We start from the raw sequence: 14,106 nt of genomic DNA, 5'->3' as shown, positions 1-14,106 counted from the left end.
CGTTTATCATAGGTAAAAATGTCACACAATATCAGCTATTTTATCACGAAACCGGGTTTGAGGTTAAAGCTTTTTTTACCTCGCGAAGCGCTTCTTCGTCGGTTTCCCGCACCTCCGCCTCTTCCAGCGCGGCAAGCGCCTCCGGGCCGCCGATCCGGCCCAGAGCCCAGGCGGCGGTTCCGCGGATGACCGGCCGTTCGTCGCGGCGCAGCAAATCGATAAGGAGCGGCACCGCCGACTCGTCCTTAAAGTTGCCGAGCGCGATGATCGCGTTGCGCTGAATCGGCTTCTTCCCCCGCCACGAAGCGGCGCTTTTGCCGAACCGCTCCTTGAACTCGCGGTTGCTCATCGTCAGCAGCGGCTTCAAAAGCGGCTTGGCGATTTCGGGGTCCGGCTTGAGCTCCTCGTGATGCGTCCAGTTGTGCCCTTTATTTTTCGGGCAGACGATCTGACACGTATCGCAGCCGTACAGCCGATTGCCGATTTTCCGCTTCAGCTCGTCGTCGACGAACCCTTTCGTTTGGGTGACGAACGATACGCACCGCGACGCGTTGAGCTGCCCGGGGCCGACAAGCGCTCCCGTCGGGCAAGCGTCGATGCACAGCGTGCAGTCGCCGCACGATTCGGTCACGGGGGTGTCGGGCGGGAACGGAATATCGGTAATCATCTCGCCGAGGTATACCCATGAACCGAATTCGGGCGTAATGACGGCGCAATTTTTCCCGTACCAACCGACGCCCGCCCGTTCCGCCACAGCCCGGTCGACGAGCGCCCCGGTATCGACCATCGACTCGATGCGCGCATTCGGCTCTCTCTCCCGGATGAACTCTTCCAGCCGGCGAAGCCTATCCCTAAGCACGTCGTGGTAATCGTCGCCCCACGCCGAACGCGACAAAATGCCGCGATATGCGCCCGGCTCCGATTTCGGCGGGTTGCTCATCTTGGACGGATAGGCGACGGCGATCGAAAGGATTGAGCGCGGCTCGCCGCCGGAGAAGCTTAGATGAGGGTATACCCGCTTGTCCAAATCCGGCTCCTCAAAGCCGGATTCCCGCCCCGCTTCGCGGTGCTTCAGCAGCAGCTCCTTCAGCTCTAAGAACGGCTCCGCCGAGGCGAATCCGATTTTATCTATGCCTAAATTCCGCGCTTCCCGTTGTATGTCTTCTTTTAATAGTTGCCATTTATCCGTCATGCGCTCGCCTCCGTGGTTCATGTTGAAGAGCCGCGCCGGTCTTCCTCATACTCCCGTTTTTAGGCAAAAACCCGCACCGTCAACCCCCGGTACGGGCCACTAAGCTTGCCTGTTCTTCCATAAATCATAGTAACGCAGCGCCTCCTCGTCGTTAAAGGGAGGCTTTCCGTCCTTCATCCACGCCACGAGACCGTCAAGTCCTTCTTTCACCTTGGCTTCCACCAGGGCCGGATACTGGTATACGATGCGGTGAGTTTTGTACTCCTCCTCGTCCACGACGTTGATGGTGCCGTCCGGCAGCTTGATGACGTCCAAATCGTAGTCGATATACGTAATGACATCGTTGTAATTGTAAAACGGCGACGCGATATTGCAGTAATAGCGGACGCCGGTCGTTTCGAGGAGGGCTACGATATTAAACCATTGTCCGGGCACGAAGTAGGTCACCCCGGGGACGCGGGAGATCCACTCCTTCCCGTCCGATTCGCGAATACGGGTACCGTGATTGATCAGAACCTTCAAGTCCAGCGCACGGTGATCGGGATGCAGCGCATTGTCGGGAACAGGCCAGTTTTCGTACCACATGCGGTGCAAATGCCCGTCATGCTTAAAGCTTTTGATCGTAACGTTGCTTTCGAGTTCCTTAGCCATAGCCTTATCCCTTTCGCTTGCGCAAAGCGACAAAAAGCATATCTTAAGCTGGCGGCGGCGGGACATAAGGTACAAAGCCCCGGACCTTGCTCGAGAGATACGCTTTCGCTTCAAAAGTAAACCGTATGAAACACTTTCAGTTTTCCTGAGTATACAATATCCGTGGTTGAAAATAAATAACGGGGTATATTTATGAACCTGAGACGATGCTCAGCTTATTGAAATTTCTGGTGAAGTTTTTGATACCGTAGCCCAACGCTTCGTAAAGCGGAAGCACAGGTTCGTTGTGCATATCGACCGGAATTAAAATCCGCTTGACCTTCCGCTGGACGAAACGGCCCTGGAGCGCTTCGATCATTGCTTTGCCGACGCCGCGGCGCCGATGGGAAGGATGTACTGCGATGCGGTAATAATAGCCTTCATTATTATCGATCGTTCCGATGATTACGCCGACGATTTGCGAATTGTGTTCCGCAACATAAACAAGGCCGCCGTCCCAAGACAGCTGACGGGCAAACGCCTTGATCGTCTCATCGTAGCAATCGTCAGATAAGGAGTCATGGAGCAACGCCGTTACCGGTGCATAGTCCGAAAGTTGAAACGTGCGAACGTTCATAAGCTTCTTCTCTCCTATTCCACATCATTACGTTACTAAATTCGACAAAATTGTGAGATTTCCTGCCGAAATATTAATAAATCGTTAAAAATGTGTAGGAAATATTGATTTTTCTCGTGAAAGCGCTTGATTTAAAGCGTTTTCATCGTTTCGACGCTTTCTTTCTTCTATTTTTATGCTTCTAGGGGGACAAAGAGAATCTTCAACGGATGAATAAAATGGAAATTCCTATACCATCCTATCGTATTGGGGAGAATGCCGCAACGACAAATCGAAAGGAGCGCTTGCGAAGGACTTTAAGAACATAGATGTTGATTTATTATGTGAGTTGGGGGATAATAAACATGTTGCTAAATTACATATTATTGGGAGGTTTGCTGTTTATGCCACATCAATTGCCACCGTTACCTTATCCAAACAACGCTTTGGAGCCGCATATCGACGAGACGACAATGATGATTCACCATGACCGCCACCACGCGACATACGTGAACAACTTGAACGCCGCTCTCGAGAAATATCCCGAACTTCAAAATAAATCCCTCGAGGACCTGATCGGAAACCTGGATGCGGTTCCGGAAGATATCCGCACGGCGGTCCGCAACAACGGCGGCGGCCATGCGAACCACTCCTTGTTCTGGGAAACGATCGCTCCGAACGCAGGCGGCGAGCCGACAGGCGCGCTTGCATCGGCTATCGATTCCGAGCTCGGCGGCTTCGCAGCGTTCAAAGAAGCGTTCGCGAAGGCTGCAACGACTCGTTTCGGCTCCGGCTGGGCATGGCTTGCAGTGGATAAAGCGGGCAAGCTCGTCGTTACTTCCACTCCGAACCAAGACACGCCGATTATGGAAGGCAACACTCCGATTCTCGGCATCGACGTTTGGGAGCACGCTTACTACCTGAAATATCAAAACAAGCGCCCCGACTACATCAATGCGTTCTTCAACGTAATCAACTGGAACGAAGTAGGCAAGCGCTACGAAGCTGCGAAAGCAGGCAAATAATACGAGTGCCGCCCGCCCTTATAGGGTCGGGCGGTATTTTTTTGAGCTTTTTTAGCCGATGTATCCCGCATCCCTCAGAATGCGAATGAACACGTTCGGGAGCGGATATTTGGCGAGCTTCGCCGCGTCGACCCATTCGTACGGGGCCGCAGGCATGTTTTCGGTCCCCGCGTTTATCACTGCCTCCATCCCCACAACGCGCAAGTTCCAGTGAATGTGGCTGAACGTATGCTCCGCGGTGCCTAGCATCCGATCCGCACGCGCGATGACGCCGGATTCGGCCGCGAGCTTTTCCGACAGCCGCTCCCCCAGTACCGGTTCAGGCAGCGAAACCGGCCAGCCCGCTTCCGCGAATTCGATATGCGGCAGCTCCCACATGTTCGCCAGCAGCCCGGTTTCAGGCCGCTTTCGCAGCAGGACGCTGCCCTCGTGCGGTCCTTCCCCGGCGGCGATGAGCGCGCAGGCGCGATATTCCGGGCGCGGCGGCTTCGCCTTCGATTTGACCGGCAGCGCCTCCTCCTTGCCGGCAAGCCTTCCCGCGCAATGCTCCATGACGGGGCAAATCAAGCACTGCGGCGACTTCGGCGTGCAGACGAGCGCCCCGAGCTCCATCAGCGCCTGGTTGAAATCGGATGCTTGTCCGTCAGGAATAAGCTCGTAGGCGAGCCGCTCCATATAGCCCTTGGTCGCGCCCTTCGCAATATCTTCTTCTATGCAGAAAAATCGCGAAAACACCCGCATCACGTTGCCGTCAACCGCCGGCTCCCGCCGGTTGAACGCGATGCTCATGACCGCACCCGCCGTATACGGACCGACTCCCTTTAATGCGGCGAAATGTTCCTTCGTGTCCGGCACGACTCCGCCGTGCTTTTCCGCCACTTCCTTCGCTGCCGCCTGCAAATTGCGAGCCCGGGAGTAATAGCCCAGCCCTTCCCACGCTTTCAGAACGGTTTCCTCCGGAGCGGCAGCTAGAGCTTCTATAGTAGGAAACAATGTAAGAAACCGCTCGTAATACGGCTTTACCGTCTCGACTCTCGTTTGCTGCAGCATAATTTCCGACACCCATATATGATAAGGATCGCGGCTGCGGCGCCACGGCAAGTCCCGCTTCTGCACGCGATACCAAGTGAGCAGCTCCGTGCTGAAAAATTGCATTGTGTCACGATCGTACATTTGTCCCGTCTTCCCCTCTCCTATTGCACGTTGTTAGCATAGCACGAGTGTTGCGCTCATCCAATAGGGGGTTCGGTTTCGTGGGGGGCAGTGTTTGCCGGTCCATGCGACGAGACACAATCGTTAACGGAACCCGGTGTCCGCTAAAATTGTCGAATGAGTGGAAAACGGCGAATTAACGGAACCCGTTGTCCGCTAACTTGGCAAAATGATTTAGTTTTATTGATTTTTTGCCATTTAGCGGTCATCTCGTTCCGTTAAACCGGCGATTTTGAAGATATTGGGGCTATCAGCGGACATTCGGTTCCGTTAGTTTGTTTTAGAATGTTACTTCCGAACAAGTAAGAGCCGGATCTGTTAAGGTAAGCGCCAAATCTTGGTAAAATCCTAGTGTTAACTCGGCCCAAACCGACCGCCGTCACCAAACTTAGCACAAATTTTTTGTGCTAATCACCGATCCCGTCTTGACAACGGAAACATTTACCTTTACTCTGTACTACAGATTAACTCTGTAAAACAGAGTAATTTGAATATCAGGTTACTCTTCACAAATTTAAAGTTTGGAGGACTCGCATGAACCATGTCATCGAACTATCCAATGTAGAGAAATCGTACAAAGACGTACACGCCGTCAAAGGAATCTCGCTCACGGTCGGAGCCGGCGAAATATTCGGCATCGTCGGACCGAACGGCGCCGGCAAAACGACGACCGTAGAAATGATGGAAGGGCTGCGCAAGCCGGATCGCGGACAAATCAGAGTGCTCGGCCTCGATCCGGTGACGAACGCATACGAGGTCAAGCAGCGCATCGGCATCCAGCTGCAGTCGACCTCCATCCCGGACAAGGCGAAGGTCGGCGAAACGATCAAGCTGTTCGCCTCCTTCTACCGCACACGGACGGACATCGCCAAGCTGCTCGACAAGCTCCAGCTAACCGACAAGCTCGACCGCTACGTCAGCAAGCTGTCGGGCGGCTGGAAGCAGCGCGTCACCCTGGCGCTTGCGCTCGTGAACGATCCCGAGGTCGTATTCCTCGACGAGCCGAGCATGGGCCTTGACCCGAACGCCCGCAAAGAGATGTGGGAGTTGATCCGCCAACTGAAATCCGAAGGACGCACCATCGTCATGACGACGCACTACATGGAAGAGGCGGAAGCGCTCTGCGACCGGATCGCCATCATCGACCAAGGAAAGCTGGTCGCGCTCGATTCCGCACAAGGCCTTATGAGCACCGCAGACGAGAACAGCACGATCACGTTTGTGCCTTACCCCGTCAGCCCTGCGCAACCGGCCGACGCAGACCGTCTGCTCCGCCTTACCGGCGTTACGCAAGCAACCTCTACGGAAGACGGCCGCATCGCGCTGCATTCCACCGCGCCCGACGACACGATTCGCGAGCTGATTTTGCTGGCGGAGCAAGAAGGCTGGCGCGCAAGCCGACTGCACATCGAGCGCCTGTCCATGAACGACGTATTCACCCACTATACGAAAAAGGAGCGATCCGCATGAACGCAAACGCATTCGCACAGCTTGCCGTATTCGATCTGAAGCAATACTCCAGAAACATGATGTCCTTATTTTGGGTGCTCGCCTACCCTCTGCTGATGCTGTTCCTGTTCGGTACGATGTACGGAAACGAGCCGACGCCGTTATTCGGCGGACACGGCTTCATCGACACTTACATTCCCGCGCTTTGTTCGCTCAACGTTTTGTCCGTAGCCGTCTTTACCTTGAACATCCAAATGGCCTCCTACCGCGAAAATGGGGTGCTCCGCCGCTTCAAAGCCGCTCCGGTCCGCCCCTGGATGGTGCTCGGCTCCAACGCCGTGCAGGGGGTAGTGCTCGTAATCCTCGGATCGCTCGAAATCGTCGCTGCAGGGATGCTGGTTTATGACGTAGAAGCAGGCGCTAAAGAAATCGTTTTGCTGCTCGCGTTCCTTTTGCTCGGGTGCCTGTGCTTCTTCAGCCTCGGATTCGCGTTGTCGGGGCTCGGCAGCGGCGTCAAAACGTCCAACGGCATCGCCATGGGCGTATTTTTCCCGATGATGTTCCTCTCCGGCGTCGCATTTCCGATCGAAGTGATGCCGGACATTCTGCAAGCAATCAGCAAATTTCTCCCGATGACCTATATGGTAGACTTGCTTCAATCGGTTTGGTATGGTGAAGAAGTGTCGCAAAGCTTGGGGGATATCGCCGTCATTGCGGGCTTCGGCATCGTATGCGCCGGACTCGCCGTCCGCTTGTTCCGCTGGGAGTGACACCAAGATCAACTCAACCGGGAGAGGGAAAAGCTATGAGCGAAAAAAAGCTGCAAACGACGGAAGAGGCGCTGCAGGCGCTGAAAGACATAGAGTTTATCAAGCATTTGGTGGACCGCAACCGTAAAAAGGCGACGAACTCCGCGCCATACCTCTATATCTGGGGGTCTTACTGCACGTTAGGGTATTTATTGCTGTATTTTTACCGCGATCCGTTGATAAATTGGTATTGGCCGATTGCGCTCGTCATTTGCAGCGCGCTTACCGCATTCGTCGGCATCAGCCACAAGCGCAAATACGGGCCGCAGAAAAACGACCGCGCCTACGGCTGGCTCTTTTGGGGCCCTGCCCTTGCGTCATCCGTCTGCGCTTACGCTCTCATATTTCTCGGCGCGATCAACGTCGAATATATTCCCGTCTTGTGGATGCTCATCACAGGGCTGCTTTACATTAACTTCGGGACGCTGCTCGGCCGCGCTTTTTCGCTGCTGGGATGGTGGTTTATCGTTCTCTCTATCGTAACCGGGAAGTTTTTCTTCGAGCAGCAGCTGCTCATTCTCGGTTTGCTCGGCGGGGGAGCCATTATTTTGACCGGGGTGCTCGTGCAGCGCTGGGAGCGTGGAGGGCGGGTGCGCACCGGTGACTGACAGCATTCTGGACTCCATCGACGATACGATTCACGCGAAGGCGCGGCTGGGTATCATGAGCCTGCTGCTCTCGAACGGGCCGTGCGATTTCGGCTTTCTGAAAGAGCACTTGGGGCTGACGGAAGGCAATCTCGGGGCGCACATCCGCGTGCTGGAGGAAGCGAACTACATTCATGTGGAAAAAACGTTCGTCGGACGCCGGCCCAAAACGATTCTCACCCATACAGAGCACGGAGAAAACATGTTTCGGCAATATATCGAAGGGCTCGAGCGTCTGATCCGTATGGCGCAAAGCGGCTTTACCGAGCCTAAACAATAAGATAGTGCCTCCTGACGGCACTATCTTTTATTTTACCTGTCCGATCGACAGATTGACCCGATAATTGCCGAACCGGACGATGTGATCGAGCAGCGCGTTCAACTCATCGGTGCTTGCCGCTCTCACTTTCATCCAGTAGCAGCCTTCCCCGCTCACTCTATGAATCTCTTCTACCGCCTTCTGTTTCAGCGCCCACTCTTTCAAGCCGGAATGATCGGTAGATTTCATGAAGATAGTGACGAAACCGACCACGGGCCTGCCCAGCTTCGACTCGTTCACCTTCAAAGTATAAGCCTCTATAATCCCGAGCTCCTCCAGCCGCGCGATGCGGTTGGCGGTCGCCTGCCCAGTCAAATGCACCCTCTCTCCGATTTCCTTCCATTGCATTCGAGAGTTGCTTTTCAGGCATTCCAATATAGCCATATCGGTCGAATCAAGCATATGTTCCATATTCCTTTCATCAATCAATCGAATGCGGGTGCAGGACTTTCACGAAGCTATGTAAGTAAAAAAGCCGAGGCATTATAATGATGATCATATCCGATAGAGAAGAGGAAGCGCAATGCACATCCGGCTTATTCGCCATGCGACGTTCATCGTCCGCATTGCCGGCAAAACCGTACTGATCGACCCGATGTTCAGTCCGAAGGAAACGTTCCAGCCGACGGCGGGAACCGTCAATCCCCGGATGAACCCATTGATTGATTTGCCGTGTCCCGTAGGGGAGCTGACCTGCGTCGATGCCGTGTTCGTCACGCATATGCACAAGGACCATTGGGATGAATCGGCTGCCGAAGCGCTCCCGAAGGAAATTCCGGTATTTTGCCAGCCGTGCGACGGTGAAGCATTGCAAGGAGCGGGATTCAAGAATGTTGTGGAAGTGGCTGACACCGCCGAATGGGGCGGCATCCGGGTCAGTCGAACTGGCGGGAGGCACGGCAGCGGAACGCTTCGGCTGTTGATGGGCACCGTGTCCGGCTATGTGTTCCAATCGGAGGATAAGACGTTGTATGTAGCAGGCGATACGGTATGGTGTCCGGAGGTTGCGCTGGCACTGGAGCGGTTCCGGCCGGATGTCACGATTGTATTTGCGGGCGAAGCGAGATTCGAGCTCGGTTCCCCCATCACGATGGGATCGGGCGACATTGGTCGGATCCTTGCCGCTTCCGAGACGAAGGTCGTCGCCGGCCATATGGACGCATGGAACCACTGCGTCCTCAGCCGCGAAACGCTTCGCAAGGACATGGAAGCCGAAGGTTTTTCGGGCAGGGTGTTCGTGCCTGAGAACGGAGAGTGGCTGACGCCGTGAAAATAGATCATATAGGAGTGGGAGCCGCGGTCATTTCCGCGGTTTGTTTCGGTGCGCTGGGGTTATTCGCCAATATCGCATACGCGGCCGGCTGGGAGGTCGGCGGATTGCTGAGCATGCGGTTCATTTTGGCGTCGTTGTTGTTTTGGGGCGTCATGCCGTTCATCCGAGGAAAACAGCAAATCCGGGTGTCCGCGCGAATGCTGCTCATTCTTGCCGGTATGGGGGTGTTCGGGTATGCGGTAATGGCCCTTCTGCTGTTCACCGCGTATCAGTACGTCCCGCTCGGGGTCGCTGTGACCGTGTTTTATACGTATCCGCTGCTCGTCAGCTTGTTTTCGTCGCTGCTCTCCAGGAAGCCGCTCGGCAAGAGAAAGGCTTCGGGCTTGTGCCTCTCGCTCATCGGGCTCGTCCTCATGTTCGGAGAGCAATGGGCGCTCGGCGCTTCTCTTTACGGCATCTTCCTTGTGCTTGTCTGCGCGCTCGTCTATACCGTTTTCATTTTGGTCAGCGAAAAGGTTATGGCCTCTACAGACTCTTACGTCGGTTCCGCATATATTTCGTTGTCGGCTGCCGTTACGATGTCTGTTTATGCGGCGGCGGTCGGCCAATGGGACGCGGTGTTTGCGGGCGGCTCGGCTGCGCCGTGGCTGGCTGCAGGGGCGCTGGCCGTCGTATCCACGTTCGCCGCGATGACGCTGTTTTTTGTCGGCGTCCGCCGGATCGGGCCCGCGCTCGCCTCCTCCGTATCGCTGATCGAACCCGTGGCTGCCGCCGTAATGGCCGTTCTGTTTTTGGGGCAGGATATGACGCTCATTCAGCTCGGCGGCTGCGGGATTGTGCTGGCCGGTGTCCTTATCGCTCACTTGACGCCGAAGCCGAAGCTGTCGCAGCCGGGTATCGTTGCGCATTAAAAAAAGCCGCATCCGTAAGTGATTTCTGTCGCTTACAGGATGCGGCTTATCGCTTTTATTCGTCCTCTTTAAACAGCGGGTCGATGTCGAGCCGGAAAGTGAACTCCTTTTCATCGAGCCGATACTGCTCCAGCAGCTCAGGGCCGCAGGAATTGGAGCCGACGCCGCTCATTTTGTAATCCACGTGAACGATCGTTTCCTTCCGCTTCTTCAGCTCGTGCGGATGGCCCGCCTCGGCGAGGTCTTCCGGCGTGTAGTGTGCCGCATTGAACGAGAAACGCTCATCAGAGGAAAACTTGAGGCCCATGCCCAGCCGGTTTCCGATGAACGACCAAACCGTTCCGTAGCGCGACCCGTTTTCCTGAGGCTTGATGTAACTGAGGAACATATCGTCCACTGACATACGGTACTTGCCGAATTTGGCGCTATGCCGCTTGTCGATATAGCTCTCGTGCGGGCCGAGACCGAGGTACTCCACTTCCTCCGTGCCGGCCGGCATGACAAGCTGCAGACCGAACCGCGGAAGGAAGCTGTTTACGTCTTCGCGAACGTTCGCCTTGACCTCCAGCCGAATGCGCCCGCTTCCGTCCACCTGCCAATGCGCTTCGCCTTTGAGAATCGGACGGGTGGAGTAGCCCGCAAGCGCAAATTGTACATTGACGTCGACGGTGTTCTCCGAGCTTCTTTGCCACTTGACTCCGTAATTTTTCATGACGGCGCGGTCATACCCCTCTTGCGACCAGCGCCATTTCACGTTGCGGTCGTTATCGGTAGGCGCCCGCCAAACCGTAAATCGCAACGGCTCGGTAATCATGTCCACGCCTTCGCGCGAAACGGACGTAAACGTGCCCGCATGCAAGTCGAATACGTGTTTGAAGCCGATTCCTTCCAAAATGAGCGTGTTCCCCGATTCTGTTGCGGATATGGCCGGCATTGGGGAGGCTGCTTCGACACTGACGGCGTTCACCGGCAGTTCGAACTGCTCGAACGCAATTTCGTATCCCGCTTCCGCCCAGGCCGTTTCCTCGGATAACCGGCAGGAGACGGTTGCGTAATAGAGCTTATTCGATGCGGCCGGCCAAACGGCAGGAATCGTGACGGTTTCCGAAGCGTGCGGAGCCGTATGGAGCTTGGGCAGCTGAAGCTGATGAACGAGTTCCCCGTCCGCCTCGATCTTCACGTGGAAGGCGATATGGGACAGATCGATAAAATCGTATAAATTCGTAATTCGCAGCTTTCCTGCCGTCAGGTCCTCCGCTTCGATGCGAATCGGCGCGATGGCCTTTTTCAGTTCAAGCAAGCCAGGCTTTACCTTCCGGTCCGGCGTAACGAGCCCGTCGATGCAGAAGTTGCCGTCGTTCGGCTTGTCGCCGAAGTCGCCGCCGTAGGCAAAGAACGGGGTGCCGTCCGCCGTCTCCGTCGCAATGCCGTGGTCGCACCATTCCCATACGCACCCGCCCATCAGCTTCGGATAGCGGTAAATAACGTCCCAATAGTCCTTCAAGTCTCCGGGGCCGTTGCCCATCGCGTGGCTGTATTCGCATAAGAACAGCGGCTTCGTCTTCGCCGGGTCCTTGCCGTGCTCCTCCATTCTTGCGACGGAGGAATACATTTCGCTTTCCAGATCGAGACACCCGGTTTCAGTCGAGCCTTTGTAGCCCGCCGCCGCACCTTCGTAATGGATCAGTCTGGAGTCGTCGCGGGCTTTCGCCCATTTTGCCATTGAGATATGGTTGTTACCGTAGCCGGACTCGTTGCCGAGCGACCACATGATGATGGAAGGATGGTTTTTGTCCCGCTCCACCATGCGCGCCATCCGGTCGACAAAGCTTTTCTCCCAATCCGGGTTGTCCGTCAGCAGGTGGAAATTGCCGGTCGCATTCGCTACGCCGTGGCACTCCAAATCCGCCTCGTCAATGACGTAAAACCCGTATTCGTCGCATAGCTCGAGGAATCTGGCGTCGTTCGGGTAGTGCGAGGTACGGATCGTATTGATATTGTGCCGCTTCATGATGAGCAGGTCTTCGATCATATGGCTCACCGGAATCGTCTGCCCCAATACCGGATGGGAATCGTGGCGGTTGACCCCTTTGAGCTTGACCTCTTGTCCGTTAATACGGAACACGCCGTTGATGATTTCAATGTATCGCAGACCGATTCGGAATCGCAGCGTCTCGCTTCCGCTCGTGACGAGAAGCTCATACAAGTATGGCCGTTCGGCGTTCCAAAGGATCGGATTGTCGATGCTCAGTTGCAGTGTGCCTTTTCCGTCGATCGTTGCCGCGCCGGTTGCTTGCGTGACACCGTCCGCATCGCGCAGCTCCGTTGTTACATGGAGTGCCCCCGTCGTTTCGATTTCGCACTGCAGCTTTACGCTTTTGCGGTCGTTTGCCCATTGCTGCTTGCAAAACACGTCGCGAACATGCGCCTCATCGCGGGCCAACAAGTACACGTCCCGGAAAATGCCCGAATAGCGCCATGCGTCTTGGTCCTCGATGTAGGAGCCGTCGCACCATTTCATGACGAGCACGGCGATCGTGTTGCCGCCGGTGCGGACATAGCGGGTGATATCGAATTCGGCCGGAACGCGGCTGCCTTGGCTGTATCCGACGATTTGGCCGTTCACCCAAACATAGAAGCACGAGTTGACGCCTTCGAATACGACGTATTTTCGTTTTCCGTCCCACGCTCCGGTGAGATTGAAGCGGCGGACGTACATGCCGCATGGATTTTCATCCGGCACATATGGAGGGTCGAACGGGAACGGGTAGTTAATGTTCGTATATTGCAGCTGATCGTAGCCGTTCGTTTGCCAGCAGGAAGGGACAATGAGATCGTCCCAGGCGGAGGAATCGTAGTTTTCTTGATAGAAGCCTTCCTCCGCCTTCTTGATGCTTTCCGCATAGCGGAACTTCCAGGTGCCGTTTAAGGTGCGGTAAAAATTCGATCGGCCTCTTTTGTTCGTTTGCGCCTTCTCTGCGCTGTCATAAGGGATATAGGACGCTCTCGGCGCCTCGCGATTCACTTGGATCATACTCAGGTTTTCCCAATATTTGTCGATGTTGATCATATGCTCACCATCTTTTCTTTTTTTCGAACTAGGGAGGTTTGTGCCTCCCTCGCTGACTTCGACACGTCGATGGGGAAATCCTTCCCTCTTTTTTAGGTGTGTTCTTAGGGCTCTACGGCACCGGGTTCGCCACGAGCAAGTGGAGTTTCTTCCACTTCTTCGGCTCCCCGACCACGGTTCCGTCACGTGCAAGTGGAGCTTCTCCACTTATACGGGCCTTCGGTCCCGGGTTCGCCACGTGCAAGTGGAGTTTCTCCACTTCTTCGGCTCCCCGTCCCCGGTTTCGCCACGCGTTAGTGGAGTTTCTCCACTTCTTCGGGCCTCCGGTCCCAGGTTCGCCACCCGCAAGTGGAGTTTCTCCACTTCTTCGGCTCCCCGTCCCCGGTTACATCACGAGCAAGTGGAGTTTCTCCACTTCTTCGGCCCTCTGACTCCGGTTACATCACGAGCAAGTGAAGTTTCTCCACATATTCGGCCCTCTGACTCCGGTTACATCACGAGCAAGTGGAGTTTCTCCACTTCTTCGGCTCCCCGTCCCCGGTTACATCACGAGCAAGTGGAGTTTCTCCACTTCTTCGGCCCTCTGACTCCGGTTACAGCACGAGCAAGTGGAGTTTCTCCACTTCTTAGGGCCTCCGTTCCCTGGTTCGCCACCCGCAAGTGGAGTTTCTCCACTTCTTCGGCTCCCCGTCCCCGGTTTCGCCATGCGCTAGTGGAGTTTCTCCACTCCTCAACTCCCCGACCCCGGTTACATCACGAGCAAATGGATTTTCTCCACTTATTCGGCCCTCCGACCCCGGTTTCGCCATGCGCACGTGGAGTTTCTCCACTTCTTCGGCACTTCCAACGGAACAAAGTTCCGTTGCTCTCCACCGCGCCGCATGGCCGACCGCCTCGAACGGAACTTTTGTACTTCTGTCAAGAAAGTGGACAACCATTAAGAGAATTTAAGC

General features: G+C 55.4%; 13 protein-coding genes. 7 read left to right on the top strand and 6 right to left on the bottom strand.

Annotation, left to right across the window (positions count from 1 at the left end; translation table 11 throughout):
- Window positions 1-43: 43 nt before the first annotated feature.
- From queG to PT964_RS08650, 3 genes are all read right to left on the bottom strand, one after another.
- A complete protein-coding gene (queG, locus tag PT964_RS08660) occupies window positions 44-1,192 on the bottom strand; it encodes a tRNA epoxyqueuosine(34) reductase QueG (RefSeq protein WP_274362955.1) in 1,149 nt (382 codons plus the stop codon).
- Window positions 1,193-1,291: 99 nt separating this feature from the next.
- A complete protein-coding gene (locus PT964_RS08655; RefSeq protein WP_274362954.1) occupies window positions 1,292-1,843 on the bottom strand; it encodes a DUF402 domain-containing protein in 552 nt (183 codons plus the stop codon).
- A gap of 190 nt (window positions 1,844-2,033) precedes the next feature.
- Entirely contained in the window at window positions 2,034-2,459 is a 426-nt protein-coding gene (locus PT964_RS08650) for a GNAT family N-acetyltransferase (RefSeq protein WP_274362953.1), read from the bottom strand.
- 383 nt (window positions 2,460-2,842) lie between these two features.
- Here PT964_RS08650 and PT964_RS08645 point away from each other — a divergent pair, with 383 nt between their 5' ends.
- The gene (locus tag PT964_RS08645; RefSeq protein ID WP_274362952.1) at window positions 2,843-3,463 is read left to right on the top strand and encodes a superoxide dismutase; all 621 of its coding nucleotides are present in this window, start codon (window positions 2,843-2,845) and stop codon (window positions 3,461-3,463) included.
- A gap of 51 nt (window positions 3,464-3,514) precedes the next feature.
- Here PT964_RS08645 and mutY read toward each other — a convergent pair whose 3' ends face one another.
- The gene (gene mutY, locus PT964_RS08640) at window positions 3,515-4,636 is read right to left on the bottom strand and encodes an A/G-specific adenine glycosylase (RefSeq protein ID WP_274362951.1); all 1,122 of its coding nucleotides are present in this window, start codon (window positions 4,634-4,636) and stop codon (window positions 3,515-3,517) included.
- 573 nt (window positions 4,637-5,209) lie between these two features.
- Between mutY and PT964_RS08635 the strand changes: the two genes are divergently transcribed.
- From PT964_RS08635 to PT964_RS08620, 4 genes are read left to right on the top strand one after another with little or no spacing between them, the layout of a single operon-like run.
- Window positions 5,210-6,145, top strand: a complete 936-nt coding sequence (locus PT964_RS08635) for an ABC transporter ATP-binding protein (RefSeq protein ID WP_274362950.1) — start codon at window positions 5,210-5,212, stop codon at window positions 6,143-6,145.
- The gene (locus tag PT964_RS08630; protein ID WP_274362949.1) at window positions 6,142-6,894 is read left to right on the top strand and encodes an ABC transporter permease; all 753 of its coding nucleotides are present in this window, start codon (window positions 6,142-6,144) and stop codon (window positions 6,892-6,894) included. The genes PT964_RS08635 and PT964_RS08630 overlap by 4 nt, the downstream gene beginning before the upstream one ends.
- A gap of 35 nt (window positions 6,895-6,929) precedes the next feature.
- Window positions 6,930-7,541, top strand: coding sequence for a hypothetical protein (locus PT964_RS08625; protein WP_274362948.1), 612 nt, complete (start codon window positions 6,930-6,932; stop codon window positions 7,539-7,541).
- A complete protein-coding gene (locus tag PT964_RS08620; RefSeq protein ID WP_274362947.1) occupies window positions 7,534-7,860 on the top strand; it encodes a winged helix-turn-helix domain-containing protein in 327 nt (108 codons plus the stop codon). Before PT964_RS08625 ends, PT964_RS08620 begins: the two co-directional genes overlap by 8 nt.
- Window positions 7,861-7,887: 27 nt before the next feature.
- On the opposite strand, the gene PT964_RS08615 is transcribed toward PT964_RS08620, so the two are convergent.
- Window positions 7,888-8,301 carry an Lrp/AsnC family transcriptional regulator gene (locus PT964_RS08615; RefSeq protein ID WP_274362946.1) on the bottom strand — a complete coding sequence of 138 codons (414 nt, stop codon included), beginning with the start codon at window positions 8,299-8,301 and terminating at the stop codon, window positions 7,888-7,890.
- Window positions 8,302-8,422: 121 nt separating this feature from the next.
- Between PT964_RS08615 and PT964_RS08610 the strand changes: the two genes are divergently transcribed.
- Together PT964_RS08610 and PT964_RS08605 are read left to right on the top strand one after the other, a co-directional pair.
- Window positions 8,423-9,169 carry an MBL fold metallo-hydrolase gene (locus PT964_RS08610; RefSeq protein ID WP_274362945.1) on the top strand — a complete coding sequence of 249 codons (747 nt, stop codon included), beginning with the start codon at window positions 8,423-8,425 and terminating at the stop codon, window positions 9,167-9,169.
- A complete protein-coding gene (locus PT964_RS08605; protein WP_274362944.1) occupies window positions 9,166-10,083 on the top strand; it encodes a DMT family transporter in 918 nt (305 codons plus the stop codon). Before PT964_RS08610 ends, PT964_RS08605 begins: the two co-directional genes overlap by 4 nt.
- A gap of 55 nt (window positions 10,084-10,138) precedes the next feature.
- Here PT964_RS08605 and PT964_RS08600 read toward each other — a convergent pair whose 3' ends face one another.
- Entirely contained in the window at window positions 10,139-13,153 is a 3,015-nt protein-coding gene (locus PT964_RS08600) for a glycoside hydrolase family 2 TIM barrel-domain containing protein (RefSeq protein WP_274362943.1), read from the bottom strand.
- Between the last annotated feature and the right edge of the window lie 953 nt (window positions 13,154-14,106).

Origin of the sequence: Paenibacillus thermotolerans, from assembly GCF_028745515.1 — a bacterium.
GTDB lineage: Bacteria > Bacillota > Bacilli > Paenibacillales > YIM-B00363 > Paenibacillus_AE > Paenibacillus_AE thermotolerans.
This window is presented reverse-complemented; position numbering and strand designations above follow the sequence as displayed.